The organism is Paraburkholderia franconis (assembly GCF_009362735.1).
Taxonomy (GTDB): domain Bacteria; phylum Pseudomonadota; class Gammaproteobacteria; order Burkholderiales; family Burkholderiaceae; genus Paraburkholderia; species Paraburkholderia franconis.
The window spans coordinates 12,747-39,651 of record NZ_WHNP01000007.1; the positions used below are offsets into that span (position 1 = coordinate 12,747).

The window sequence follows — 26,905 nt, forward strand, 5'->3', positions numbered from 1 at the left end:
TAGCACAAAGGGCTCCCCCGGAGCCCTTTTTCATTGCATCACATCGAACCCTGCGCGTCGTGCTGCGCAAGTGCGACGGCGCCCGCGAAGAGCCTGACGATGAAACGCTCCGCGTAGTCGATCAACGCGTCACGCTGCGCGGCCTTGCCGATGTACTCATGCGACAGATGGAAAAGCTGCAGCACGATCTGCGTGCAGATTTCCTCGATGGTTTCGCGCGACAGCGCGGGCATCAGGTTCAATTGCACGACGTCCTCGGCCATCTCCGCCGATACCTCATGCAGGTTCACGCGCACCGCCTCGCGCAACGCGGCCGACGTGCCGTGATATTCGGCCAGCGCGCTCAGAAACGCCTCGCGGTTTTCGAGCGCGAACGCGAAAAACGCCGCACATGCGCGACGTGGCACGCTATGCGGCTCATCGTGTGCAGCCAGCCAGCGCTCGCGCCGCAACATTGGACGCAGACGACGGCTAACCCATCCGACGGCTTCGCGCGCGAGTTCGTCGAGCGTATCGAAGTGCCGATAAAACGTGTTGGGATTGAGGCCGGCTTCGCGTGCGAGTTCGCGCAAGCCGAGCGTCGCGAAACTGCGGCCGCCCGCCGTCAGGCGCAACGCGGCCTCGATCAGCTTGCGCTTGCCCGGTGCGAGTTCCAGTTCCGTTGTCGATTGCATGAGCTTCTTGTTCGAATGCATTGAGGCCGACGGGCGTCGTGATCTCGGAGTCAGCACTGTACAACGATCTTGACGGGCTGTGTACAGTTGTCTACCCTGCGCTTTAACCGTCGCAGACGGACGTAGACAATTCTCCTTTCCTCTCATTCGCCGTCGGAGCGTTGCTGACTCCGCGGACTCATTGGAGCACTGCACATATGCCCTCACCCCGTCGTGCCGAGTTGCGTGTCGCGATTGTCGGAAGCGGTTTTGCAGGCATCGGCATGGCCATCCGTCTGAAGCGCCTCGGTTACACGTCGTGCACGATCTACGAGGCGGCGAGCGATCTGGGCGGCACCTGGCGCGACAACACGTATCCGGGCGCCGCGTGCGATGTGCCGTCTCATCTGTATTCGTTCTCGTTCGAAGCAAACCCGTCGTGGTCGCGCGCATTCAGTCACCAGCACGAGATACTCGCGTACCTGAAGCATTGTGCAGTCAAGTACGAGATCGATAGTGCAATACGCTTCAATGCACGTGTGACAGCAGCGCGCTTCGACGAAACGCAACTCGTGTGGCGGCTCAATATCGAATGCAACGGTGTGCATGAGGCGGTCGAAGCCGATGTCGTGATCGCGGCGAGCGGCCCGTTGTCGCGTCCCGCGATGCCGGGAATCGACGGACTCGATGCATTCGGCGGCAAGATATTTCATTCGGCACGCTGGGATCATGACTATGCACTCGAAGGCAAACGCGTCGCCGTAATTGGCACCGGCGCAAGCGCAATCCAGTTCGTGCCGCAAATCCAGCGACGCGTCGAGAAACTGCTGCTGCTCCAGCGCACCGCGCCGTGGGTCCTGCCGAAGTCCGACAAGCCCGTCAGCGAACGCGCGCGCTGGTTCTTCAGGCATCTGCCCTTTACGCAACGCTGCGTGCGCAACGCGATCTACTGGCAGATGGAGTCGCGCGGCATCGCGTTCTTCGTCAATCCGAAGTTGACGGAACCCACGATGAAATTCGCGCGTGCTTATCTCGAGCGGCGCGTGAAAGATCCTGCACTGCGCGTCAAGCTCACGCCGAACTATCGGCTGGGATGCAAACGCGTGCTGCTGTCGAGCGACTACTATCCGGCGCTCGACAAGCCGAACGTCGAGGTAGTGACCGGGCCGATCCGCGCAATCGTGCGTGACGGTATCGTGATGTCAGACGGTACGCATCATGTCGTCGACGCGATCATTTGCGGCACGGGATTCCAGGTGAACGATGCGGGTGCGCCATTCGACGTGACAGGCATCGGCGGCGCCGATCTCGGTGCACTGTGGCTGAGCGACGGCCCCGAAGCGTACCTCGGCACGAGCATCGCGGACTTCCCGAATTTCTTCATGATGGCCGGGCCGAACACGGCCCTCGGCCACAACTCGATGATCTACATGATCGAGTCGCAGATGCAATACATTGCCGACTGCTTGCGCGAACTGCAGCGACGCGGCGCACGCACGATGAATCTGCGCCCAGACGTGCAACGCACGTTCAATGCACGTCTGCAACGCAATATGCAGCGATCGGTATGGACGAGCGGCTGCCGCAGCTACTACCAGACGAAGAGCGGCAAGGTCACGGCGATCTGGCCTGGCTTCACGTTCACCTTCCGCCGGCTCACGCGACGCGTGCGTGCAGCCGAGTACATCTTTTCGCGTTAGGAGTGTGCATCGAAAGCGGTTGCACCGACGCATACAACGTCCGGGAAGACAAAACGTCGACACGACGCAGCCTGTGCATGCCCTCTGCCGCCCGCTCGCTCGCCGCGCGGCTCGGCATCACGAGCGTGCCGCGCGATGAACTGAAACGCCGTTACAGGCAAAGCGGTTCGCGCTTCGTGCAGATTATGGGCGCCGATGTGCACCATATCGACGAAGGCACGGACACAGGCACTAGCCCGATCGTGATGATCCACGGCTTCGCGTCTTCGCTGCATACGTGGAATGGCACCGCAACGTGTTTTGCACGACCTGCGAATGTTCTTCGCGAAGTCCAGGACTAGCAGCAGTCCGTTGCACGTCTAGCGTTGTATCGGTGCAGATCCCGCATAGACGCGTGTCTCGTAGACGAATTCGACCGTGCCGTCCTGCGCGGTACGGTCGAACAGTTCACGCAACGCCGCGAGCATCGGTTCGTGATTGGGATGCCCCGCCTTCGGAGCATACGACGACGACATCAAGCGCCCTTTCAACCCTTCGAAGTCGAGTCGCTGTGCATTTGGAAAACGCGCGTTGTGACTCAAGCCGTCACCAAACCATTCGGCCATCGATTCGTCGTCGGCATAGCGCTCAGCGACGGACTGATAGTCTTCGCTGAAACGGCGCAGCAGCGCTTCATAACCCGTCAGAAACGCAGTGCCTTCGAGCAGCCTGCTGTTCCACAGCAAGGCGACCAGCCCGCGTGGCTTCAGAATGCGCGCGAACTCCTCTCGCGCCGCGGCGGGATCGAACCAGTGGAACGCCTGCGCGGCGATTACGAGATCGACACTGGCTGTTTCCAATGTCGTCGCTTCGGCCGTGCCCGCGACGCTCGCGTAGGCGGAGTAGTGCGAGAGCCATGCATCAGCGGCCGCGCGCATCGCCTGATTCGGTTCCACCGCGACGACGGGATGCCCTTCCTCGAGAAAGAGCCAGGACGAGATACCCGTGCCCGCGCCGATATCGGCAACGCGCGCGTCGTCTGCAAGTCCGCATGTGTCGTGCAGGAACGTCACGACGTCGCGCGGATAGCCGGGCCGATACTTCACGTAGTCGGTCACGCGGTCGGTGAAGCGCTGAGTGGAATCATGTGTCATGTGATTGGAGGCGCTGAGGAAGATCGCTACATGAGGTCACGGCAAGCAATGCAATCGGGTTCATACGTTACCGTGGTTCATCTTCCATTGCATGAGCAATGCACTGCATTGCGCTTCAGCCGCCGCCCAGCAGGCGCAGCAGATTCCACAGGAACTTGCAGAGCAGCACGATCAACTCCCATAGGTACACCAGTTGGTCCCAGCCCGACAAGCGCGCGAAGGATTCAATCATCGTTCGTTGGTTGGTTAATTCGACAGACGCGAACTACGAGTCGCGCCCGCAGTCGATCCTACCCGAATCGACTGCGGGATAGTCCCTATCAAGCGACTCCGTAAGACGCCGTAGAAAAATGAAAGCGCGTCGGACGCGCAATTCATGTGCCACGGTTCATCCGTTGCGTCGTTCATCGTGCGATCTGCGACACATGCACCGCATGCACACGTACGCGACACATGCACGAACTTGCACATTCAATGGACATTGGGACGATGATGCGAACACAATCGCCGCGCCGTCCGGGAGCTTTCGCGATAATGGGTTTCTTCACTCGGCGCACGCACCGTAAAGGTAGCGCTTCATCCGTCGTCGGCGACATTGCTGCGCAGGCCGGCAAGCTCGGCATCGAAATCTGCGATGTGTCCGGCCATATCGAAGAAGTCGCGGCGCGCGTAAATCGACAGGCCGACGTATGCCAGACGCTTCGCCAGTCGGCAGCCGCAACGCTCGCCGGCAATCACCGGATCGCCGCCGCGGCGCGCGAAATGCACGCCGTCACCGCTCAGGCTACCGACGAAGTCGGGCGATCGCAGCAAACGCTCGAAGCGTCGCTGTCCGATATTCACGGGCTCGTCGAGGGCGTGACCGTAATCGAGAGCCAGATCAGCGCGTTGCGCGCGGCCCTGTCGCACGTGAGCCGCGTGTCGGAGGAAATCTCGCTGATCGCCCGCCAGACCCATCTGCTCGCGCTGAACGCCGCCATCGAAGCGGCACGTGCAGGCGAATTCGGCAAGAGCTTTGCGGTCGTCGCGGCAGAGGTGAAGACACTGTCGGCAAAGACGGCACAGGCCACCGGCCAGATCGAGACGACGCTTGCGGAACTCACCGGGCAGACCGAGAGGCTGATCGCCGAGGGTGCGGAAAATACCGCACGAGCGCAACGCGTGCGCGAAGGCACGCGGATGATCGGCGACGTCGTGCACTCGACCGGTCACGCGATCATGCAATTGAATGCAGAGGCGAACCAGATTGCATTGCTCTCCGGTGAAATCGAAGAGCAATGCAATGCATTCGAATCGCAGGTGCTGGAAATCGCATCGGACGTCGAGCATTCAGGCGAGAACTTCGTGCAGGCGAAGGACCAGCTCGGCCATCTGCTGGGCGTATCGGAAAGCCTGATCGAACTGACGGCGGCCACGGGCGCCGAGACAGCGGATACGCCGTTCATCGACGCCGTCGAACAGGCCGCCGCGAAAGTCGGCAAGCTGTTCGAGGCTGCCGTGGCGCGTGGCGAACTCTCGATCAACGATCTGTTCGACGACCGCTACGTGCCTGTACCGGGCACGAACCCGCCGCAATTCACGACGCGATTCACCGGGTTCACCGATCGCGTGCTGCCGTTGATTCAGGAGCCGATGCTGGGCCTCGATGCACGCGTCGCCTTCTGCGCGGCCGTCGATGTACGAGGCTACCTGCCGACCCACAATCTCAAGTTCTCACAACCGAAGCGCGACGATCCCGTCTGGAATGCAGCAAACTGCCGGAACCGCCGGCTGTTCAACGACCGCACCGGCCTCGCTGCCGGAACGAACACAAAGCGCTTCCTGCTGCAGACTTACCGGCGCGACATGGGTGGTGGCGAATACGCGCTGATGAAGGACGCGTCGGCGCCCATCTTCGTGAACGGCAGGCATTGGGGCGGACTCAGAATCGGATACCGGATCTGACAAAGAACTGTCCGCATAACGGTCGATGACGATTGATCAGCAAGAGCAAGCGGCAACAAAAAAGAACGGCCGGCGCTCATCGGAAGCACCGGCCGTTCCCTCTTGCGCGTTACGCATCGCAGCGCCGGATCGAAAACCTGCTCGCCCCCGGCACTTGCGCTCCTAGACCGCCATCGCCAGCCGCCGCTTCTCGGCGCGCTGCATGAAGTGGTTGGCAACCACTACGCCCACGGTGACGACTGCAATGAACAGCGTCGCCAGTGCATTCATCTCCGGATTCAGGCCCAGTCGCACGCGCGAGAACACCACCAGCGGCAGCGTCGTCGATCCTGGGCCCGACAGGAACGCGGACAGCACCAGATCGTCGATCGAGAGCGTGAACGACAGAAGCCACCCCGCCACCAGCGCCTGCGAAATCAGCGGCAACGTGATGAAGAAAAATACACGTAGCGGCGTTGCGCCCAGGTCCAGTGCAGCTTCTTCGAGCGACGGATGCAGATCGCGCACGCGCGACTGCACGATGATCGCGACATAGGAAATACACAGCATCACGTGGCCGATCCAGATCGTGAAGATGCCGCGCCCCGCCGGCCAGCCCAGCCACTTCCCCATTTCGATGAAGAGCAGCAGCAGCGAAATGCCCTGGATCACCTCGGGGATCACGAGCGGCGCGTTGATCATCCCCGTGTACAGCGTGAATCCGCGAAAACGCCCCATCCGCGCGAGCACGAATCCCGCCCATGTGCCGATGAACACCGATGCGAACGCCGTCAGCAGCGCGATGCGCAGCGACAGCCACGCGGCGTTGATCAGTTCGTCATCCTGCAGCAGGGCGGCGTACCAGCGCGTCGAAAAGCGCGTCCATACGGTGACGAGCTGCGACTCGTTGAACGAATACACGACGAGGCTGATGATCGGCACATACAGAAATGCGAAGCCGATGGCGAGTGCAATAAATTGCAGAATGCGGTTCGGCTTCATCGCTTCTCCTCCAGTTCCTTCGCCTGCGAGTACTGAAAGAGTGCCATCGGAACGAGCAGCAGCAGCACCATTGCGCATGTGACCGCGGATGCCATCGGCCAGTCCGCGTTGTCGAAGAACTCATTCCACATCACGCGGCCGATCATCAGCGTGTTCGCGCCGCCGAGCAGTTCAGGAATCACGTACTCGCCCACAGCCGGGATGAACACCAGCAGGCAGCCCGCGATGATGCCGTTCTTCGACAGCGGCAGCGTGATCTGCCAGAACGCTTTCCACGGCTTCGCGCCAAGGTCGTAGGCGGCTTCGAGCAGCGTCAGGTCCATCTTCACGAGGTGCGCGTAGAGCGGCATCACGAGAAACGGCAGGTACGAATACACCATGCCGATATAGACGGCCGTGTTCGTGTGATACAGCTCGATGGGTGTGTGGATCAGCCCGATCGACATCAGGAAATTGTTCAGCAGGCCATTGTTCTTCAGGATGCCGATCCACGCGTACACGCGAATCAGAAACGACGTCCAGAACGGCAGCATCACGGCCATCATCAGGATGTTGCGCGTGGCGGGGTTCGAGCGCGCGATGTAGTACGCCATCGGATAGCCGAGCAGCAGGCACAGCAGTGTCGAGATCGCCGCGACGACCACCGAGTTCACATAGGTCGCGAAGTACAGGCTGTCGGTCAGCAGAAATGCGTAGTGCGACAGGTCGAGCGCGACGTGAACCACGCCCTCCTTGAAGGTCGTCAGTTCCGTGTATGGCGGGATGCCCAGTTGCAGGTCCGCGAAGCTGATCTTCACGACCAGCAGGAACGGCACGAGGAAGAACAGCAGCAGCCACACGAACGGGCCCGCGACGACGGCCGTGCGCCCCGTCAGATTGAAGCGCCGCACCGGCCATATCATGAGGGATTGCAGCGCGCTCTTCATGACGTCAGCACCACGCCTGCCGATGCGCTCCAGCGCACATAGACTTCATCGCCCCATGTCGGCGTTTCGATTTCCGACAGCGCGAGGCTCGACACGTTCGCGATCACCGTCTTGCCCGCGTCGAGCTTCACGTGGTACAGCGAGTAGCCGCCCATGTACGCGATGTTCGTCACGACGCCCTTGCCCCAGTTGAACGCGCCTTCGGGCGGTTTGCGCGTGAGCGCAATGCGCTCGGGCCGCACCGAGATCGTCACGGGCATGCCGAGCGGCCCCGTAATGCCGTGACTCACGTACATGCGTACGGGCAGATCGGACGTTTCGATATACACGTGATCCGGCTCGTCCTCGACGACATTGCCGTCGAACAGATTCGTCGAGCCGATGAACTCCGCCGAGAAGCGGCTATTCGGATACTCGTAGACTTCGCCCGGCGTGCCGAGCTGTACGATCTCGCCTTCGCTCATCACCGCGAGGCGGCTCGCCATCGTCATCGCCTCTTCCTGATCGTGCGTGACCATGATGCAGGTAACGCCGACCTTGTCGAGAATGTTGACGAGCTCGATCTGCGTGCGCTGTCGGATCTGCTTGTCGAGCGCGGACATCGGCTCGTCGAGCAGCAACAGCTTCGGACGCTTGACCAGCGAGCGCGCGAGCGCGACACGCTGCTGCTGGCCGCCCGACAGCTGATGGGGCTTGCGCTTTGCGAACCGCCCCATCTGCACGAGGTCGAGCGCGGTCTGCACACGCTCCTTCAGCTCGGCTTTCGGCACGCCTTCCTGCTTGAGACCGAACGCGACATTCGCTTCGACCGTCATGTGGGGAAAGAGCGCATACGACTGGAACATCATGTTGACGGGGCGCCGATACGGCGGCATCTGCGCGAGGTCTTCGCCGTCGATGAGAATCCTGCCCGACGTGACTGTCTCGAGGCCCGCGAGCATGCGCAAGAGCGTCGACTTACCGCAACCGGAACTGCCGAGCAGCGCGAACAGCTCGCCCTTCTTCACCGACAGGTTCACACCCTTGACGGCAACCGTCTCGCCGAACTTCTTCACGACGTCGACGATCTGCACGAAGTTATCCGCTGCCTCCTGCGCAGCGGCGGAATTGCCCGAGGACGACACGCCGGCCCCTGCCAGTGCATTCGACTGGTCACTCATGATCTGCTGCTTCTCTCCCTGCATTTGACGAACAAAGCCCCCGGCTGGATGCCGAGGGCTTCATGATGATGCATTCCTGCACAGCCGTCCGGTTAGGACTGGCTTAGCGGCCGGACTTGAACTCGGTCCACAGCCGCGTCTGCAGACGCTGGATTTCAGGCGGCAGCGGCTTCAGCAGGAACAGCGTCTTGACGACGTCCGCCGGCGGATACACGGCGGGATCGTTCGCGACATCCTTGTCCACGTACTTGCGCGCTTCGAGATTCGCGCTCGGATAGTAGACGGCATTCGTGATGGCCGCGTGGACCTGCGGCGTCTCGATGTAGTTGATCCACTCGAGCGCGGCTTCCTTGTTCTTCGCGTCCTTCGGAATCGCCATCACGTCGAACCACACGGGTGCGCCGCCCTTCGGGATGTAGTAGTCGATCTTGTACGGCTTCTTCGCTTCGAGCGCGCGATGCTTCGCGATCACGACGTCGCCCGACCAGCCGTACGCGAAGCAGACGTCGCCGCCGACCATATCGTTGATGTAGCCCGACGAGTTGAACTGCGTGATGTACGGACGGATCTTCTTCAGCATCGCGAGCGCGGCGCGATAGTCTTCCGGGTTCGTGCTCATCGGGTCCTTGCCGATGTAGTGCAGCGCGGCCGCGAACATCTGGTCGGGCGCGTCGAGCACCGACACGCCGCACGCCTTGAGCTTCGAAATGTTTTCCGGCTTGAAGAGGATGTCCCAGTTGTCGAGCGCGACGCCCTTGCCGAGAATCTGCTGCGCCTTCGTCACGTTGTAGCCGAGACCCGTCGTGCCGTACGCCCAGGGCACCGCGTACTTGTTGCCCGGATCGGCGCCCGCGACGAGCGCCATCAGCGATGGGTCGAGGTACTTGAGGTTCGGGAGCTTCGACTTGTCGAGCGGCGCGAAGATGCCCGCTGCGATCTGCTTGCCCGCATAGTTGCTGGTCGGCACGACGATGTCATAGCCGGAGTTGCCCGTCAGCAGCTTGGCTTGCAGCGTGTCGTCGCTGTCGTAGTTGTCGTACTTGACCTGGACGCCCGTCTGTTTCGTGAAGTTCGGAATCGTGTCCTTGGCGATGTAGTCCGACCAGTTGTACACATTCAGTTGCGTATCTTTTGCCGTCGCCGACATGAAAGGCGTAGCGCACAACACCAGCGCAGCCAGTTGGCCCACCACCAGTTTTTTCATTCCGTTCTCCGTTCTGACCGGCGCGAAAACCGGTCGCCTACCCCGCCTCAAGCCGCGCCATGCCACGGCCGGCTACCCTTGAAAAACCCGAAAGCTACCATCAAACGATGCCCGATTCAAAAAAAACCGCCGGATGTCGCGCAAAGGGTACAGCGCGCGGCCTTCGTTCAGGTTTCCTGTGCGCTCATGCGCATCGATCCGGGCATCACCCGATTGCCGCCGATTGCTTGCCGATGGCTGTCGATCGCCGCTGCGGCCCGCTCGCATCGCGATGAAGCGCGCCGGGACGGCCGTCGTGCGGCTGCAAAATTGGCCGCAATTTTATCGGGTTATCGCGTCCTGTCCACCCGAAAAAAACCTCCGTGCCGATGCGGCAGAAACATCGCGCATCGCGTCGCCGCCGACGGCGCTCGCATCCTGCCGCACCAGGCTCGATACGCGTCTTTCAACATCACTATAGACTGTCAAATCAGCCCAGATAGTGGCAGGTACGCGGCGTACCGCGAATGCATCGCAGGCATGCTTGCTGCACCGAAAGCTTTACGCCCGTCAGTCCGTCACACTGCGATGAACACGAACCCGTTCGCACTCGATCCCTCTCGCCGCCGACGCCGTGTCGACCGGGGACGGCCGCGCCCTGAAAACTGGCTCGGGTTCGTCGGCGCGGGCGCGCTCGTCGCGGTCGGCTACATGGACCCCGGCAACTGGGCGACGGCGCTTGCGGGCGGTGCAGGCTACGGCTACCGGCTGCTCAGTGTCGTGCTCATCTCGAGCCTGATGGCCATGCTGCTGCAATGGGTCTCGTCGCGGCTCGGCGTCGTGACGGGGCGCGACCTTGCGCAGCTCTGCCGTGAACGCACCGGCCGAAGCACGACACTCTTTCTGTGGATCACGAGCGAGATCGCAATCATCGCGTGCGACGTCGCCGAAGTGGTCGGCAGCGCCGTCGCGTTGCAGTTGCTGCTGGGCATGTCGCTGACGGTGGGCGTGCTGCTGTCGGCCGTCGGCACCTTCGCGATGCTCGCGCTGCAGCGGCACGGCCGGCGCACGCTGGAGACGGCCGTGGTCGCGCTGATCATCTTCGTCGGAATGTGCTTCGTGGTCGAACTGGCGCTCGCCCGGCCCGACTGGCGCGAGGCACTGGCGGGCGCGGCGCCCAGCCCCGGGCTGTTGCGCGACGCGGGCATGGTGTGGCTCGCGGCGGGCATCCTCGGCGCGACCGTGATGCCGCACAACCTCTATCTGCACTCGGCGCTCGTCAGGACGCATGCGCGCTCGGCCAGCGACGCCCACATCGCCCGCGCGCTGCGTGGCGTCAACTTCGGCACGTTCAGCTCGCTTTCACTGGCTTTCGTGATCAATGCGGCGCTTCTGATCGTGTCGGCGGCCGTGTTCCATGCGAGCGGCCACCACAACGTGACCGATCTCGCCGACGCGCACCGGCTCATCGCGCCGATCGTCGGCTCGCGCTGGGCCGCTGTCCTGTTCGCGGCCGCGTTGCTCGCATGCGGACTCAGCGCGACCGTGACGGGCACGCTCGCCGGCCAGGCGGTGATGGAAGGGTTCCTGCAGATTCGCCTGCCGCGCTGGCAGCGCGCGCTGCTGACGCGCTCGCTGGCAATCGGTCCGGCGCTCGTAGCCGTTGCCCTGTTCGGGCCGCATGGCTCGGCGCAACTGCTGGTGGCAAGCCAGGTCGTGCTGAGCCTGCAATTGCCGCTCGCGGTAGTGCCGTTAATCCGCCTTGCGTCGGACGCGCGGCTGATGCGTAGCTGGCGCGTGCGCGGCGTGCCGCTCGCGCTCGCGTGGGCTTGCGCGGCGGGGATCATCGCGCTGAATGGCGCGCTGATCTGGGAGACGGCGACGGGATGAACGGAAGTGCTTGCGCGCGCACCGGCTCGTGACGCGATGCATTAGTGATGTAGTCGGCGCGGACCATGCATAGAAGCATTCGAGTGCTGTCGCATCCAGCAGAAGCGGTGCCGGAAGCCGATTGCGCTTTTGGTTTACCATAGCGGGCCGCCCGCATTTCCGATCCAAGGTAACTCGATGTCTTCGAATTTGCACGACCTCCCCGATAGTCCCTGCATCGGCGTCTGCTCGACGCTTTTCGACGAGGTCTGCAAGGGCTGTGGCCGTACGGCGGCGGAAGTGTCGAACTGGGTATTCCTCACCGGCGAGGAAAAGCGCGCCGTGTGGGAACGCATCGAACGCGAAGGCACGGCGATGCGATTCAAGTACGACAAGCTGTGATTCGCATCGACCTCGATGCAGTTTTTTGCAAGAGACTTCGGCGAACGCGACAAAACAAAACGCCGGCTCGCGTGTGAGAGCCGGCGTTTTTCATTGCATGGACGTCTGCGTCGCGCTTAGAACTTCATGCCGACACCCACGCCGACGATCAACGGATCGATATGCAGCGTGCCGAGAGGCGTGCCGTTGAGCGATGCATCCGTCTTCATCCAGACCTTCTTGACATCGACGTTGGCGAATACCGATTTCGTCACTTGCACGTCAACGCCCATCTGCAGTGCCGGACCGAAACTGCTGCGCTTGATCGAAATGTCCTGACCACCCGCATGCAGTCCGTTGTTGTAGAAGTACGTATAGTTCACGCCCGCGCCGACGTACGGCCGAACCTGCCCCTGATGGTTGAAGTGATATTGCAGCAGCAACGTCGGCGGCAACACGTTGACGCCGCCCAGCCCGCCGAGGCTCGATGTCACTTGATGCCGCGACGTGGCGAGAATCAGTTCCACGCCGATGTTGTCGCGGATCATGTACGTGAAATCGAGTTCAGGCACGGTTGCGTTGTTGACGCCGACGTTGAGCGTCGACAATGTATCGCTGGTGCGGACCTGCGGCACGATGGTGATGGCGCGCAGACGCACGAGTGTGTCGCCTGCATGAATGCCTGAAGTCGAATCGCTGTCTGCTGCGAAGGCGTGTGGAGTCGTCAGCGCGATCCCTGCTGCGCAGAGAGCGGCTGCGATCAATCGAGTGTTTCCGAACATAAGCTACCCTGATTTTTTTGTGATTGCGTGACCAATGTAGTGACGCGCGGTCGATTGTCGAAGCTCACCAGGGTGCGCTCATTGACCGCCGTCAACCCAGGGAAAATGCCAGGCGCCCTGCGACAGCCGGTCGCGCAACACCCGTCAGCAGTAGTTCCAGAAGATCGCGCACGCTGCGAATTGCATTGCCGAATGGCAGTGCTTCACGTCCACGGAAGAACAGGCCGTTGGCTACATCGCCGCGCAGTGCAGCAGCCAGCCGCGTATCGATGCAGAAGTGGCCGAACTTTTCGATACCGTCGCGCAAACCACATGCACTCAGACACTCGAGTGCAGTCGGACACGCACGCTTGAGTGCACCGATCTTCGTGCGAATGCGCGTCTCGTTGCGCAGATAGCGATCGAGCCACGGCGTCTTCACGGCGCGTGCCGGGAGGCCCGTCACGCTGACGAATTCCACGATGTCATCGGGCTTCGCATCGGCCAGCACGCGCTTGAAATTCGGATGGGCATCGCCCTCCTCGGTGACGGCGAATGGCGTGCCGATCTGCACGCCGTTTGCGCCTGCTTCCAGACAGGTGCGCACAGCCGCATGGCTGTTGATGCCTCCTGCAACGATCACAGGCACTTCAGTTCGGCTGATCTGCAACGAAGTGAACAGTTCGTCGATCTCCTGCAGCACCCGCGCGAATTCGAAGCGCGCATCGTGCATGTCGTCGAGATTCGTCACGCCGAGATGGCCACCCGCGTGAGCGGGATGCTCGATCACGATCGCATCGGGCAAACGGCCTTTCTTGATCCACTTCTTCAACACGACGCCGACGCCGCGGCTATCGGACAGGATCGGGATCAATGCAATATTGTGCCCCTGCGTCATATCCGGCAGATCGAGCGGCAGACCGGCACCCATGACGATTGCATCGGCGCCCTGTTCGCAGGCGATTCGCACGTAGTCCGCGTGCGCGTTGACCGCCTTCATCACGTTGACGGCGATCATTCCGCGCCCTTCGCTCAGCGTGCGCGCGGCTTCAATTTCGCGCGCGAGCGCGGTGCGATTCGCGTCTTCCAGCGTTGCGCGATCGGATGTCGCGCGACAGCGTTCGAGCAGATCGGGATGATGGTGGCGCAGGTCGATACTCGCGATCGTGCCGAGCGCACCTTCGCGCGCAACGCTGCCCGCAAGGCGGTGCGCAGACACGCCGACGCCCATGCCGCCCTGCACGACGGGCAACAGCGACCGCCCGCGAATCACAAGCGGTGCAAACGGATGAGAGGGGAACATGAGAGGCCTCCGTCGTCGATGGGATTCGACGCAAAGGCTCGATGGTCGCAACTGGCGAATGCAGTATGTTGAGTGAAGTCAAACAAAAGTGCGTGCCCTTCGAGGACGCGCACTTTGGTTGCGCTTCGTCATCTGTCGTGCACGCGGTAGCAAGATAAATCGCAGTGCATCGCGCTCATGCAGATGGGTGCACGTCTACGCAGGCTTGTTGACCTTTAACTGCATCGACTTGTACTCGAGATACTCTTCGAGTCCGTACGTGCCGTTCTCGCGACCGTGCCCGGACTGCTTGAAGCCGCCGAACGGAGCGGCCATGTTCCATGCGCCGCCGTTGATGTCGACCTGCCCCGTGCGGATACGCCGCGCGACGCCAATCGCGCGCTCGTCGCTGCCGGCCCATACCGCACCAGCAAGACCGTATAGCGAGTCGTTGGCGATGCGCACGGCTTCCTCTTCGTCCTTGTATGTGAGGATCGTCAGCACGGGCCCGAAGATTTCCTCCTGCGCGATCGTCGCTTTCGGATGGACACGGCCGAACACCGTCGCCTTCACGAAGAAGCCTTTGGACACACCGTCCGGCATGCCTGGACCACCCGTCACGAGATCTGCGCCTTCCTCGATGCCGCGCGCAATATAGTGCTGCACTCGCGCTTGCTGTGCAGCCGAAGCGAGCGGACCAAGACGCGTCGTCTCGGCACGCGGATCGCCTGCCACGAAGACTTCGGCCGCCTTCTTCGCAAGATCGCGCACTTCGTCATAGCGCGATTCCGGTACGATCATGCGTGTATGCGCGGAACAGGTTTGCCCTGAGTTCAGGAAGCATGCGTTCACCGTGCCCTTGATCGCCGCCGCAAAATCCGCATCGTCGAGTATCACCGACGCCGACTTGCCGCCCAGTTCCAGCGCGACACGCTTCACCGATGCCGCCGCCAGTTCCGATACACGCTTGCCCGCGCGCGTGGAACCTGTGAACGACACCATGTCGACAGACGGATGGCTGGCAAGCACTTCGCCGACCACCGGTCCATACCCACAGACGAGGTTGAATACGCCGGCGGGTAGCCCCGCATCATGAATTGCTTCGGCCAGCACGAACGCGTTGAGCGGCGCGACTTCCGACGGCTTGAGCACGATAGTGCAGCCCGCGGCAAGCGCCGCTGCAACCTTCAGCGTGATCTGGTTAAGCGGATAGTTCCACGGCGTAATCGCGGCCACGACACCGACCGGTTCTCGCACGACGAGCGAGTTGCCGACCTGCTCTTCGAAGTGGAATTCACCTGCGAGCTTCGCGTAGGCATTCCAGTTGTACACGGGACCACCGACCTGAATTGCACGCGCAAGCTTGATCGGCATGCCGACTTCGCCGCAAATGTAGCCGGCGAGTTCATCGGTGCGCGCCTTGAGGTTGTAGGCAATCTTTTGCAGGTACTTGGCGCGCTCCTTGGGTGGCGTCGCCGCCCAACTGTCGAATGCGGCACGCGCAGCATTGATCGCCTCTTCGGCATCCGCTTCGTTGCCTTCGGGGATGCGGCCCATGATTTCTTCGGTGCCTGAGTCGATCACGTCGATCGTGCCGGTGCCACATGGTTTGATCCATTTGCCGTCGATGTAGAAGTGCTCGAAGGTCTTCATGTCTTCTGTCCTGTCGCACGGATAGTCTATTTATTCTACTCGCCGACTTAGGACGTAATCGGACACACGCGAGACTAATCGCTCGAGCAACACCATAGCCCCGCCGCACCAAACAAAAAACCCGCTTCGTCTGAAGCGGGTTTTCGCTAGAAGCCAGGCAGTAATGCTTGCTTACTGCACGCCCTGGCTCGCCAGGAAGTCTTCGTAATTGCCGCCGAAATCGTTCAGCGTACCGTCCGTCTTCACTTCGATGATGCGGTCGGCGAGACCGCTCACGAATTCACGGTCGTGCGAAACGAAAATCAGCGTGCCATCGTACTTTTCCAGTGCAATCTGCAGTGACTCGATCGATTCCATGTCCATGTGGTTGGTCGGTTCGTCCATCAGCAGCACGTTGTGGCGGCCCAGCATCAGCTTGCCCCAGATCATGCGACCCTTCTCGCCACCCGACAGCACCTTCACCGACTTCTTGATGTCGTCTGCATTAAAGAGCAGGCGACCAAGCGTGCCGCGCACCATCTGCTCGTCGTCACCTTCCTTTCGGTAATGGTCGATCCAGTCCATCAGCGTGATGTCGTCCGGAAATTCTTCGTACGTGTCTTGCGGCATGTACCCGACGTTCGCGTTCTCGGCCCATTTGATCTTACCGTGGTCGACCGTGAGATTGCCATACAGCGAACGCAGCAGCGTCGTCTTGCCCGCGCCGTTTTCACCGATGATCGCAATACGCTCACCCGGCTGCACGCTGAAGTTGAAGTTCTGGAAAATCGTGCGGTCGTACTTCTTTGTGACGTCTTCAGCGACCACTGCAATATTGTGCAGTTTCTTCTCGTACTCGAAGCGGATGAACGGGTTCTGACGCGACGACGGCTTGAATTCCTCGATCTTGATCTTGTCGATCATCTTCAGACGGCTGGTTGCCTGACGCGCCTTCGACTTGTTGGCCGAGAAGCGGCGCACAAAGTCCTGCAGGTCGGCGACGCGCTCCTTCGCCTTCGCATTCGCGGCCTGCTGGCGCTCGCGCGCCTGCGTGCTCGCGAGCATGTAGTCGTCGTAGTTGCCCGGGTAGACCTTCAGCGTGCCGTAGTCCATGTCCGCCATATGCGTGCAAACCTGGTTCAGGAAGTGACGGTCGTGCGAGATGATGATCATCGTCGAGTCGTACTCGTTCAGCACGTCCTCGAGCCAGCGGATCGAGTTGATGTCCAGGTTGTTGGTCGGCTCGTCCAGCAGTAGCACGTCGGGCTTCGAGAACAGCGCCTGCGCCAGCAGCACGCGCAGTTTCCAGCCCGGCGCGACATTGCTCATCGGACCATTGTGCAGGTCGATCGCGATGCCAATGCCGAGCAGCAGTTCACCCGCGCGCGCTTCCGCCGTGTAGCCGTCGTACTCGGCAAACTTCGCTTCCAGTTCCGCCGCGTGCATGTAGTCGTCGTCGGTAGCTTCCGGGTTCGCGTAAATCGCATCGCGCTCGGTCATCGCCGCCCACATTTCCGCGTGGCCCATCATCACGACGTCGAGCACGCGCACGTCTTCATACGCGAACTGGTCCTGGCGCAGCTTGCCGAGACGAACGTTCGGCTCGAGCATCACGTTGCCGGAGCTCGACTCCAGGTCGCCGCCCAGAATTTTCATGAACGTCGACTTGCCGCAACCGTTCGCACCGATCAGGCCGTAGCGGTTGCCTTCGCCGAATTTGACCGAGATGTTCTCGAACAGGGGTTTCGGCCCGAATTGCATGGTGATGTTGGCAGTAGACAGCACGGCGCGTCCCTTTGAATGTAGATCGGCGAAAAACCAAATATCTTAGCAGGTTATCGCATCTCGCGCGCCGCGCCCCGGGCCGCCGCGATACCCCGCTACGCTTTTTTACGCGGCGTGTGCAACACGTCGATGAAACCGGAAAGATCGGCATCCGCCAGCCCCATGACTGCACCCAGGCGTAGTAGCTGCTGCACTGTGCCTGAAACCGGCATTGGAGTGCCTGTTTCGTACGCAGCGGCTGCAATCGTATCGACGTCCTTCTGGAACGTGCTCAGCGCGCCGATGGGCGGCTGGCCCGCTTGCGTCATGCGCGGCACGAAGGTCTGCAGCAGCACCGAATCCGCCCAGCCGCCGGCGAGCGCTTGCGTCAGGCGCGCGGCGTCGATGCCGCTGCGTTGCGCAAGGCTGACGGCCTCGGCGATCGCCGCCACCGTCGATGTGACGATCGCCTGATTGCAGAGCTTCGTCGTCTGTCCCGCGCCCGCCGCGCCCATATGCGTGACGCGCGCCGCGTAGGCCCCGATGACGGGCGTCACTGCCTCGACATCGGCGGCGTCTCCGCCCGCCATCACGGCGAGCGTGCCCGCGATTGCGCCTGCAACGCCGCCCGACACGGGCGCGTCGATCCAGCCGATATCCGCTTCGGCGGCCCGCTTTGCGAAGACGCGTGTAGCCGATGGCGGAATGCTGCCGTGATCGACGATCCAGCGAACAGGACTCGCTCCGTTCGACTGGTTGACACCCTGCACGACCCCGTTCGTGCCGAACACGACTTCCTCGACGGCCGCCGCATCCAGCACGCACAGGAAAATGGCTTCAGCCCGACTGGCCAGTTCCGCAGGCGTCGACGCGACGGTCGCGCCGTCAGCCACCAGCGCGTCCGCCTTGGCGCGCGTGCGGTTCCACACCTGTACTGCATGTCCTGCACTCAGCAGATGCCGGATCATCGGCGCACCCATCAGCCCCGGTCCGCAAAAACCGATCTCCACTTGTTTCTCCTCTATTCGGCGCATCAAACGCACCGGATTGCAGCCACCGTTGTGCGGCACATGAATCGTCAATGATACCGGTGGCATCGCAATGCATCATGCCGGGCACGCGACGTGCGACGTGAATTCTGGTTCGTTCACACGACAGGCATTGCCTATACTTTTTTCGACCACCAGGAGGTGAATCATGAGCGACCACGTGTACAAGCAGATTGAGCTAACCGGTTCGTCGACGAAGTCCAGTGACGACGCCATCCGTTGCGCGATCGAAAAGGCCGGCGAAACACTGCGCAATCTGCACTGGTTCGAAGTCATCGAAACGCGCGGCCAGATCGAAGACAACAAGGTTTCGCACTGGCAGGTGACGCTCAAAGTCGGCTTGCGCATCGAGGATTGATGCCGGCGTCCGCCGGCATGCATGCGGCCGTGAAAGCGCGGTCGCTCGATTCGCGTACCTCATGAAAAAAGCTGCACAGGGCCCAGAGCCCTATGCAGCTTTTAGAGTCGCACGCGCCGCGCAGTCCGAGTGCCTGTCGATTCACGCGCCGCGTCAGATCCGGCATGCCGCGCGCGATTCACATCGTCCACGTCACATCGTCACGTCACATCGGCACGTCAGCTCGGGACATCACTTCGGCAACGAGCCGTCCACGCCCTCGACGTACCAGTTCAGGCGCTGCAGTTCCGGATCGGTCAGAGTCTTGCCAGCCGGCACCTTCACGGCGCCCGTCTGGTCCTTGATGGGACCCGTGAAGACGTCCCACTTGCCGCCTGCCAGTTGCGTGCGCTTCGCTTCGACCTCCTTCTGCGCATTGGCCGGGATCGCCGACGTATTCAGGTCTTCGAGATTGACAGCCTTCTGCGGAATGCCCCACCACACCGGGTCGTTCTTCCACTTGCCGTCCAGCACCTGCTGGATGGCGGCCGAATAATACACGCCCCAGTGCGCGACCACCGAGCCGAGATGCGCGTCGGGACCGAACTTCTTCATGTCAGAATCCCAGCCGAATGCATGCACATGCTTTTCGGAAGCCGTTGCGAGCGTCGCGCTGGAGTCGGTGTTCTGCAGCAGCACGTCGGCGCCCTGGCCGATCAGCGTTTCAGCCGCCTGCTTTTCCTTGCCCGGATCGAACCAGCTGTTGATCCAGATGACCTTCGTGTGCACCTTCGGATTCACCGAGCGCGCGCCAAGCGTGTATGCATTGATGTTGCGCACGACTTCCGGAATCGGCACCGACGCGACGAAGCCAAGTGTATTCGTCTTCGTCACGTAGCCCGCAGCGACGCCTGCGAGATATGCACCCTGATACATGCGCACGTCATACGTGCCGAAGTTCGCTGCCTTCTTGTAGCCGGTTGCATGCAGGAAAACGGTGTCCGGGAAGTCCTTCGCCACCTTCAGCTCGAAATCCTGGTAGCCGAAGCTCGAACCGAAGATGATCTTGTTGCCCTTGTTCGCCAGATCGCGGAACACGCGCTCCGAGTCCGCGGATTCCGGCACGTTCTCGATGCGCGTGATCTTGATCTTGTTGCCGAACTTCGCTTCGGCCTCCTTCGAGCCCTGGTCGTGCGCAAACGTCCAGCCCGCGTCGCCCGGATTGCCGAGGTACACGAATGCGACGCCGGGCACATCGGCGGCCTGCGCCGTCTGCGTCAGTGCGCCGCCGGCAGCCAGCGACGCAGCCGCCAGCGCAAGTGCGCTCAGCATGGTTCTTTTTTTCATGTTTTCTCCTGTCGTTGGGTTTTGATTGATGAACCGGGACGCATGAGCCCCGCGTATGGATTCGTTCACGCGCTCAGCCCGCCGCGAAGAATGGCTTGCCGAGAGACGCAGGCGCATTCAGGCGGATCGTGTTCGGATTGCGCGAAATCAGCACGAGTACGACGACGGTCGCAAGGTAAGGCAGCATCGCAAGAAACTGTGTCGGCACTGGAACGCCGATCGCCTGTGCATAAAACTGCAGGCCCGTCACCGCACCGAACAATAATGCACCGATCAACAGCCGTCCCGGACGCCACGTCGCGAACACGACGAGTGCCAGCGCGATCCAGCCGCGACCTGAAGTCAACTGCTCCTGCCACAGGTGCAGATTAACGATCGAGTAGTAGCCGCCTGCGAGCCCCGCCATCGCTCCGCCAAAGAGCGTCGCGCCATAGCGCACGCCGATCACGGGAAAACCGACTGAATGTGCGACCTGCGGCGACTCGCCCACCGAGCGCAGCACGAGCCCGGCGCGCGTGCGGTACAGGAACCAGCCGACGACGGCGAACATGACGAACGCGAGATAGTCGAGTGGCGTAAGGCTGAACAATGCCGGGCCGAGCACGGGAATCTTCGAGAGGCCGGGAATGACCCATGTGCCGATCGACTCACGCACGGCCGCCGACGTGTACGGCTTGCCGACATACGCCGAAAGGCCGATGCCGAAGATCGTCAGCGAGAGGCCCGTCGCGACCTGGTTCGCGAGCATCGACAGCACGAGGAACGCGAACAGCAGCGACATCGCGATGCCTGCGCCGATCGCGGCGAGCACGCCGAGCCACGGGTTGCCCGTGATCGACGTCACCGCGTAGCCCGTCACGGCGCCCATCAGCATCATCCCTTCGACGCCAAGGTTGAGCACGCCCGACTTCTCGGTCACGAGTTCGCCGATGCCCGCGAACATCAGCGGTATCGCCGCGACGACCGCGCTCGACGTCAGCGAGCTAGCTTGTTGAATATCCATGTTGATCCGGTTTCGAGCCTTGTTACGATGCCGCGATGCCGCGACGGCGCACGCGATAGTTGACGAACAGATCGGCGCCCAGCAGGCAGAACAGCAGCAGCCCCTGGAACACGCCGGACAACGCCTGCGGCAGCTGCATCGATGTCTGCACGGCTTCGCCGCCGAGGTACAGCAGCGCCATCAGCAGACTCGCGAGCACGATGCCGACGGGATGCAGCCGCCCGACGAACACGACGATGATCGCGGTGAAGCCATAGCCCGGCGACCATGTCGCCTGCAACTGGCCGATGGGGCCGGCGATTTCACCCATGCCCGCGAGGCCCGCCAGCGCGCCGCTGATGAGCAGCGACGTCCAGATCGTCTTCTTGTCCGAAAAGCCCGCGTAGCGCGCGGCGAGCGGCGCAAGACCGCCGACGTTCATCCGGAAGCCGGCGAAGCTCTTGCGCATGAAGAGCCACACGAGCGGGATCGCCACGATCGTCACGAAGATCGATGCGTTCAGCCGCGTGCCGCGCATGAATTTCCAGTGCCAGTCGCCGTAGAGCGTCGGGTACAGCGCGTCGCCCGTGAACATTTCGGAGAGCGGGAAGTTCATGCCTTGCGGATCACGCCACGGGCCGCTCACCAGATAGATCAGCAATTGCGTCGCGACGTAGGTGAGCATCAGGCTCGTGAGGATTTCGTTCGTGTTGAAGCGGCTCTTGAGCAGCGCAGGAATCGCCGCCCACGCCATGCCGCCGAGCATCCCGGCGATCATCATCGTCGGCAGGATCCACCAGCCCGTCGCCTGATCGAAGTAGATCGCGACGCCGCTCGCCGCGATGCCGCCCAGCACCATCTGCCCTTCCGCGCCGATGTTCCACACGTTCGCGCGATAGCCGATCGCAAGACCGAGGCCGATCAGGCACAACGGCGACGCCTTCAGCAGCAGTTCGGACCAGCCGTTGACGCTCGAAAGCGGCTCGATGAAAAACGCGACCATCGCCTGCACGGGATCGCGGCCGACGAGGCTAAAGATCAGAAAGCCGATCACGAGCGTGAGAAGCGCAGCGATCAGCGGCACGGCAAGCTGCATCGTTCGCGAGGGCGTCGTGCGGGCTTCGAGTCGATACGGAAGAATCATTGTGTGCCTGGTCGATGGGGTGTCTGCGGTTTGATCCGGGCTCGCGTGAGGCGCCTCGTGTCGTGCGCGTTGCGCGTGCGCCGTCATGCATGCGCCGGCTGGCCGGCCGACGGCGGCGCACCTTCGCGGTCGCCGAAGAGCCCGGCCATCCAGCGGCCGATTTCCTCCGCGTTCGTGTCGCCCGTCTTGCGCGACGGCGACAGGCGCCCGCGCGCCAGCACGGCCAGGCGATCGCAAATGTCGAACAGTTCTTCGAGTTCCTCGGAGATCACCAGAATCGCGACGCCGCGTGCGGACAGATCGAGCAACTGCTGCCGGATGAACGCGGCCGCGCCGACGTCGACGCCCCATGTCGGCTGCGCGACGACGAGTACCTTCGGCGCCTGCAGGATCTCGCGCCCGACGATGAACTTCTGCAGATTGCCCCCCGACAGGCTCTGCGCAAAAGCGCCTTCGCCGCCGCAACGCACGTCGAAGGCTTCGATGCAGCGCTTCGCGAACGCATGCATCGCGCCCGCGTTGATCCAGCCCGAGCGGACCATCTGCTGCCGATGCGCGGTCAACAACGCGTTCTCCGCAAGCGACATCGCGGGAACAGCGCCGCGTCCCAGACGCTCTTCGGGCACGAACGCGAAGCCCAGCTTGCGGCGCGCTGCGGCGCCCAGCTTGCCCGCCGGCTTGCCGCAGATCGTCACCGCATCCGCGCGATGGCCCTTGTTGTTGCCCTTGTGTTCGCCCGACAGCGCGGCGAGCAGCTCGGCCTGCCCGCTGCCCGACACGCCCGCGATGCCGAAGATCTCGCCCGCGTGCACGCTGAAGGACACATCGTCGAGCGACGTGCCGAACGGATCGTCGCTCGACGACGACAGATGCTTCACGTCGAGCAGCACGTCGCCCGGCATGTGCGCGCGGCGCTCGTAATCGGGCAGTGAATGGCCGACCATCAGCTGCGCCAGCGACGCGTGCGTTTCCTCGCGCGGCCTCACGTGCCCCGTCACCTTGCCGCCACGCATCACGGTCGCGGTATCGCAGAGCTCCTGGATTTCGTCGAGCTTGTGGCTGATGTAGAGAATGCTGCAGCCTTCCGACGCGAGACGGCGCAGCGTTTCGAACAGCTTGCGCACGGCTTGCGGCGTGAGCACGGAAGTCGGCTCGTCCATGATCAGCAGACGCGGGTTCTGCAGCAGGCAGCGCACGATCTCGACGCGTTGCCGCTCGCCCACCGTCAGGCTGTGCACGTGACGCTGCGGATCGATGTCGAGCCCGTAGTCCGCCGACACCTCGCGGATGCGTTTGCCGAGCGCCTTCAGATCGAATGGCTCGTCGAGCGCGAGCGCAATGTTCTCGCCGACCGTCAGCGTCTCGAACAGCGAGAAGTGCTGAAACACCATGCCGATGCCGAGCTTGCGCGCGGCCGCCGGACTCGCGATCTCGACGTGCTGTCCTTCCCAGCGGATTTCGCCCGCATCCGGCCGCACCGCGCCGTAGATGATCTTCATCAGCGTGCTCTTGCCCGCGCCGTTTTCGCCGAGCACCGCATGGATTTCGCCGGGCTCGACGACCAGCGTGACGTCGTCGTTGGCGCGCACGGCGGGATACTGCTTGCTGATGCCCGCGAGCGCGAGGCGCGGTGTGGCGCGGCCGCTACGGTTTGCGCCGCTTGCGTGTGCGCTGCCGCCCGTCGGGCTGACTGAAGATGTGTCGCTCATGTTGTTCCGTATTACGCGTGATGCCGCCAGCACGCGGCCTCACACGTTTCCCCGATTGAATTGCCCGCGTGGACGCGCGTGTCGTGGTGCCGCAGCCGATCGACGATACCGAAATCGACCCCATCAGTCGAGCCGCCAAAATTCCCGCAGAGCCGCGCCACTGCACGGTTTGCGGGTATCCCTCCCTTGACGGTCTCTTATCCCTATATTAAAACGCATATAGCCCCATGCCAGTTCGATCAGCCTGAACATATATTTCGGAGAAGTCATGAGCCAACAACGCGAGGCGATCGACACTTACCTGCTGCGCGTCTTGCACACCCTCCTGATGGAGCGCAGCGTCACGCGCGCCGCCGTCAAACTGAACCAGTCCCAACCCGCCATCAGCGCCGCGCTGCGACGGCTGCGCGACATCACCGGCGATCCGTTGCTCGTGCGCGGCAAATCCGGGATGGTGCCGACCGAGTACGGGCTGCGACTGCTCGAACCCGTCCAGAATGCACTGCGCGAGATCGAACGCATTAAATTTCAGCAGCACAACTTCGACCCCGCAACTTCGATCCGCTGCTACCGGATCGGCTGCCCGGACTACCTGAACGTGCTGTTCGTGCCGACCGTCGTCGAGCGCTTCCGCCAGGCCGCGCCGAACGCGACACTCGAGTTCCACTCGCTCGGGCCCGCGTTCGACTATGAACTGGCGCTCGAGGACGGCAAGCTCGATATCGTCGTCGGCAACTGGCCGGAACCGCCCGAGCAGCTGCACCTGTCGAACCTGTTCGTCGACCAGATCGTGTGCCTGATGAGCAACACACACCCGTTCGCCCGGCGCGGCGTCCTGACGCTCGACCAGTACCTGAATGCGCCGCATCTCGCGCCGACGCCCTACTCCGTCGGCCAGCGCGGCGCGATCGACGTGCATCTGGCGCGCGAGCGCCTGAAGCGCCACGTCGTCGTCACGCTGCCGTACTTCAACCTCGCGCCTTACGTGCTGATCAAGTCGGACCTGATCTTCACGACGACGCGCCTGTTCGCCGACTACTACGCGAAGTTCCTGCCGCTGACCGTCGTGCCCGCGCCGCTCGACTTCCCGCCGATGCAGTATTACCAGTTGTGGCATGAGCGCGTGCACTACTCCGATGAAGTGCGCTGGTTGCGCAGCCTCGTCGCGGAGGCGACCAAAACGCTCGTCGACAAGTAAAGCGAGACAAAGAAGGCACTATGTTGCAGGCGGCGGTTGTTAAACCGCCGCTTCCGCTTTTGAAACTGCCGCTTCGCTTTTAAGCGGCACTTTCGTACAGCGACTTCGCAAGGCTGTTGTGCCGTTCGATCACGGGGCCCAGGTCCACCGTCGTCAGCACGCCGTCCTTGACGACGATCTTTCCGCCGATCACGCTCGTCGATACCTGAGACGGCGCGCAGAACACAAGCGCCGCGACAGGATCATGCAGTGCACCCGCAAAAAGCGGCTGGCGCAGATCGAACGACACGAAATCCGCTGCCATGCCGGGCGCCAGCGCGCCGATATCGTAGCGGTTTAGTACCTTTGCGCCGCCGAGCGTCGCGATTTCGAGCGCTTCGCGCGCCGTCATCGCGTCGGGCCCGAAGCCGACCCGCTGTAGCAGCAACGCCTGGCGCACTTCGGCGACCATCTGCGCGCCATCGTTCGACGCCGACCCGTCGACACCGAGCCCGACGGGCACGCCCGCCAGCCGCATCTTCTTCACAGGCGCGATGCCCGATGCGAGCCGCATGTTCGAACAGGGACAATGCGCGACGCCCGTGTCCGTGCGCGCGAACAGGCCAATGCCCGCATCGTCGAGTTGCACGCAGTGCGCATGCCATACGTCGCGGCCGACCCAGCCCAAGTCCTCGGCATACTCGGCCGGCGTCATGCCGAACTTCTCGCGGCTGTATGCAACATCGTTCACGTTCTCGGCGAGGTGCGTATGCAGGGACACGCCGTAGTGCCGCGCCAGTGCAGCCGATTCGCGCATCAGATCGCGGCTCACCGAAAACGGCGAGCACGGCGCAACGACGATGCGCAGCATCGCATAGCGCCCTTCGTCGTGATACGTCTCGATCAGCCGTTGCGTGTCCTTCAGGATGTCCGCTTCGCTTTCGACGACGGAATCGGGCGGCAGGCCGCCGTCCTTCTGTCCGACGCTCATGCTGCCGCGGCTTGCATGAAAACGCATGCCGATACGGCGCGCGGCGGCGACGCTGTCATCGAGACGGCTGCCGTTCGGATAGATGTACAGGTGATCGCTCGACGTCGTGCAGCCTGAGAGCAGCAGTTCCGCCATCGCCGTCAGCGTCGAAATTTCGATCATCTCAGGCGTGAGATTCGCCCACACCTTGTACAGGTTCGTCAGCCAGCCGAACAACTCGGCGTTTTGCGCGGCCGGAATCGCGCGCGTCAGGCTCTGATACATGTGATGGTGCGTGTTGACGAGACCGGGAATGACGAGATGCCCCGTCATGTCGAGAATCTCGTCGGCCGTGTCCGGCAGTTCCGCAGTCCGGCCGACGGCGACGATCCGGTTGTCTTCGATATAGAGGCCACCGTCGCGCAGTTCGCGCCGCCCGTCGTCCATCGTCACGAGTACGTCTGCGTGTCGGACCAGCATCGTCTTGCCGCGCTGGCCGGTTGTTCGCGTTGCGCCCGTTGCTTGGGTTTGCATCGTCATTCGTTTCTCCAGTGCCGCCCTGTTCGCCGCCACGCGATGCGGCTGCCGCTGCATTCGGCTGCATAGGATTGCATGCCGTCACTTGCTGCTGCATCGATCTGCACGTGATCACTGTCCGCGGCAGTCCGGGCGAGTGCAAAAGTCGTTCGAACGCGATGTCACGGGCACGCCACCGCGCCGCCGCGTCCCGTTCGAACGCCGTTGGCCCGGTTACCCGGCGTGCTCCGCCGTCTTCGGGATGCACGGCCGCACCGTGCATGGACGTAACCTTCGGACGACAA

The 26,905-nt window shown here is 62.4% G+C and carries 23 protein-coding genes; 7 read left to right on the plus strand and 16 right to left on the minus strand.

The genetic code is table 11. From position 1 onward, the window contains the following. Positions 1-38 precede the first annotated feature (38 nt). Complete coding sequence (locus tag GCT13_RS09660; RefSeq protein WP_152757339.1) at positions 39-674, minus strand: TetR family transcriptional regulator; 636 nt, start codon at positions 672-674, stop codon at positions 39-41. Positions 675-871: 197 nt separating this feature from the next. Here GCT13_RS09660 and GCT13_RS09665 point away from each other — a divergent pair, with 197 nt between their 5' ends. Together GCT13_RS09665 and GCT13_RS09670 are read left to right on the plus strand one after the other, a co-directional pair. After that, the gene (locus tag GCT13_RS09665) at positions 872-2,353 is read left to right on the plus strand and encodes a flavin-containing monooxygenase (RefSeq protein WP_152757340.1); all 1,482 of its coding nucleotides are present in this window, start codon (positions 872-874) and stop codon (positions 2,351-2,353) included. 77 nt (positions 2,354-2,430) lie between these two features. Continuing rightward, positions 2,431-2,694, plus strand: a complete 264-nt coding sequence (locus GCT13_RS09670) for a hypothetical protein (protein WP_227746776.1) — start codon at positions 2,431-2,433, stop codon at positions 2,692-2,694. 18 nt (positions 2,695-2,712) lie between these two features. On the opposite strand, the gene GCT13_RS09675 is transcribed toward GCT13_RS09670, so the two are convergent. Continuing rightward, positions 2,713-3,486, minus strand: coding sequence for a class I SAM-dependent methyltransferase (locus tag GCT13_RS09675; protein WP_152757341.1), 774 nt, complete (start codon positions 3,484-3,486; stop codon positions 2,713-2,715). 534 nt (positions 3,487-4,020) lie between these two features. Between GCT13_RS09675 and GCT13_RS09680 the strand changes: the two genes are divergently transcribed. After that, positions 4,021-5,430, plus strand: coding sequence for a methyl-accepting chemotaxis protein (locus tag GCT13_RS09680; protein WP_152757342.1), 1,410 nt, complete (start codon positions 4,021-4,023; stop codon positions 5,428-5,430). A gap of 162 nt (positions 5,431-5,592) precedes the next feature. Here the strand turns inward: GCT13_RS09680 and GCT13_RS09685 are convergent, their stop codons facing one another. The 4 genes from GCT13_RS09685 to GCT13_RS09700 all read right to left on the minus strand — a co-directional run bounded on the left by GCT13_RS09685 (position 5,593) and on the right by GCT13_RS09700 (position 9,701). Next, a complete protein-coding gene (locus GCT13_RS09685) occupies positions 5,593-6,411 on the minus strand; it encodes an ABC transporter permease subunit (protein ID WP_152757344.1) in 819 nt (272 codons plus the stop codon). After that, complete coding sequence (locus GCT13_RS09690; protein ID WP_152757346.1) at positions 6,408-7,337, minus strand: ABC transporter permease subunit; 930 nt, start codon at positions 7,335-7,337, stop codon at positions 6,408-6,410. Before GCT13_RS09690 ends, GCT13_RS09685 begins: the two co-directional genes overlap by 4 nt. Continuing rightward, positions 7,334-8,497, minus strand: a complete 1,164-nt coding sequence (locus tag GCT13_RS09695; RefSeq protein ID WP_193727622.1) for an ABC transporter ATP-binding protein — start codon at positions 8,495-8,497, stop codon at positions 7,334-7,336. Before GCT13_RS09695 ends, GCT13_RS09690 begins: the two co-directional genes overlap by 4 nt. A 103-nt stretch (positions 8,498-8,600) precedes the next feature. Further along, complete coding sequence (locus tag GCT13_RS09700; RefSeq protein ID WP_152757348.1) at positions 8,601-9,701, minus strand: polyamine ABC transporter substrate-binding protein; 1,101 nt, start codon at positions 9,699-9,701, stop codon at positions 8,601-8,603. A gap of 567 nt (positions 9,702-10,268) precedes the next feature. Between GCT13_RS09700 and GCT13_RS09705 the strand changes: the two genes are divergently transcribed. After that, positions 10,269-11,570 (plus strand): Nramp family divalent metal transporter, encoded by a 1,302-nt coding sequence (locus GCT13_RS09705; RefSeq protein WP_152757350.1) that lies wholly within the window; start codon positions 10,269-10,271, stop codon positions 11,568-11,570. Positions 11,571-11,747: 177 nt separating this feature from the next. After that, positions 11,748-11,951 (plus strand): DUF1289 domain-containing protein, encoded by a 204-nt coding sequence (locus GCT13_RS09710; RefSeq protein WP_152757352.1) that lies wholly within the window; start codon positions 11,748-11,750, stop codon positions 11,949-11,951. Positions 11,952-12,067: 116 nt separating this feature from the next. Here GCT13_RS09710 and GCT13_RS09715 read toward each other — a convergent pair whose 3' ends face one another. From GCT13_RS09715 to GCT13_RS09735, 5 genes are all read right to left on the minus strand, one after another. After that, on the minus strand, positions 12,068-12,712 hold the full coding sequence (locus GCT13_RS09715) for an OmpW/AlkL family protein (protein ID WP_152757354.1): 645 nt from the start codon (positions 12,710-12,712) through the stop codon (positions 12,068-12,070). A gap of 91 nt (positions 12,713-12,803) precedes the next feature. Then, positions 12,804-13,994 carry an NAD(P)H-dependent flavin oxidoreductase gene (locus GCT13_RS09720; protein WP_152757356.1) on the minus strand — a complete coding sequence of 397 codons (1,191 nt, stop codon included), beginning with the start codon at positions 13,992-13,994 and terminating at the stop codon, positions 12,804-12,806. 195 nt (positions 13,995-14,189) lie between these two features. Further along, positions 14,190-15,626 carry an aldehyde dehydrogenase family protein gene (locus tag GCT13_RS09725; RefSeq protein ID WP_152757358.1) on the minus strand — a complete coding sequence of 479 codons (1,437 nt, stop codon included), beginning with the start codon at positions 15,624-15,626 and terminating at the stop codon, positions 14,190-14,192. A gap of 171 nt (positions 15,627-15,797) precedes the next feature. Beyond that, complete coding sequence (locus GCT13_RS09730) at positions 15,798-17,390, minus strand: ABC-F family ATPase (RefSeq protein WP_321574267.1); 1,593 nt, start codon at positions 17,388-17,390, stop codon at positions 15,798-15,800. A 95-nt stretch (positions 17,391-17,485) separates the two neighbouring features. After that, on the minus strand, positions 17,486-18,403 hold the full coding sequence (locus tag GCT13_RS09735; RefSeq protein WP_152757360.1) for an NAD(P)-dependent oxidoreductase: 918 nt from the start codon (positions 18,401-18,403) through the stop codon (positions 17,486-17,488). 163 nt (positions 18,404-18,566) lie between these two features. Here GCT13_RS09735 and GCT13_RS09740 point away from each other — a divergent pair, with 163 nt between their 5' ends. Next, entirely contained in the window at positions 18,567-18,776 is a 210-nt protein-coding gene (locus GCT13_RS09740) for a dodecin (RefSeq protein WP_152757362.1), read from the plus strand. Between the two features lie 231 nt (positions 18,777-19,007). On the opposite strand, the gene GCT13_RS09745 is transcribed toward GCT13_RS09740, so the two are convergent. The 4 genes from GCT13_RS09745 to GCT13_RS09760 all read right to left on the minus strand — a co-directional run bounded on the left by GCT13_RS09745 (position 19,008) and on the right by GCT13_RS09760 (position 23,937). After that, entirely contained in the window at positions 19,008-20,102 is a 1,095-nt protein-coding gene (locus GCT13_RS09745; protein WP_152757364.1) for a BMP family ABC transporter substrate-binding protein, read from the minus strand. Positions 20,103-20,175: 73 nt separating this feature from the next. Beyond that, entirely contained in the window at positions 20,176-21,105 is a 930-nt protein-coding gene (locus tag GCT13_RS09750; protein ID WP_152757366.1) for an ABC transporter permease, read from the minus strand. Between the two features lie 22 nt (positions 21,106-21,127). Continuing rightward, positions 21,128-22,228: an ABC transporter permease gene (locus GCT13_RS09755; protein ID WP_087735330.1), complete on the minus strand. Its 1,101-nt coding sequence runs from the start codon at positions 22,226-22,228 to the stop codon at positions 21,128-21,130. Between the two features lie 83 nt (positions 22,229-22,311). Then, positions 22,312-23,937, minus strand: a complete 1,626-nt coding sequence (locus tag GCT13_RS09760) for an ABC transporter ATP-binding protein (RefSeq protein WP_152757368.1) — start codon at positions 23,935-23,937, stop codon at positions 22,312-22,314. A gap of 268 nt (positions 23,938-24,205) precedes the next feature. On the opposite strand from GCT13_RS09760, the gene GCT13_RS09765 reads away from it, so the two are divergent. Further along, on the plus strand, positions 24,206-25,135 hold the full coding sequence (locus tag GCT13_RS09765) for a LysR substrate-binding domain-containing protein (RefSeq protein WP_152757370.1): 930 nt from the start codon (positions 24,206-24,208) through the stop codon (positions 25,133-25,135). 79 nt (positions 25,136-25,214) lie between these two features. On the opposite strand, the gene GCT13_RS09770 is transcribed toward GCT13_RS09765, so the two are convergent. Continuing rightward, complete coding sequence (locus tag GCT13_RS09770; protein WP_152757372.1) at positions 25,215-26,624, minus strand: 8-oxoguanine deaminase; 1,410 nt, start codon at positions 26,622-26,624, stop codon at positions 25,215-25,217. Positions 26,625-26,905: the final 281 nt, after the last annotated feature.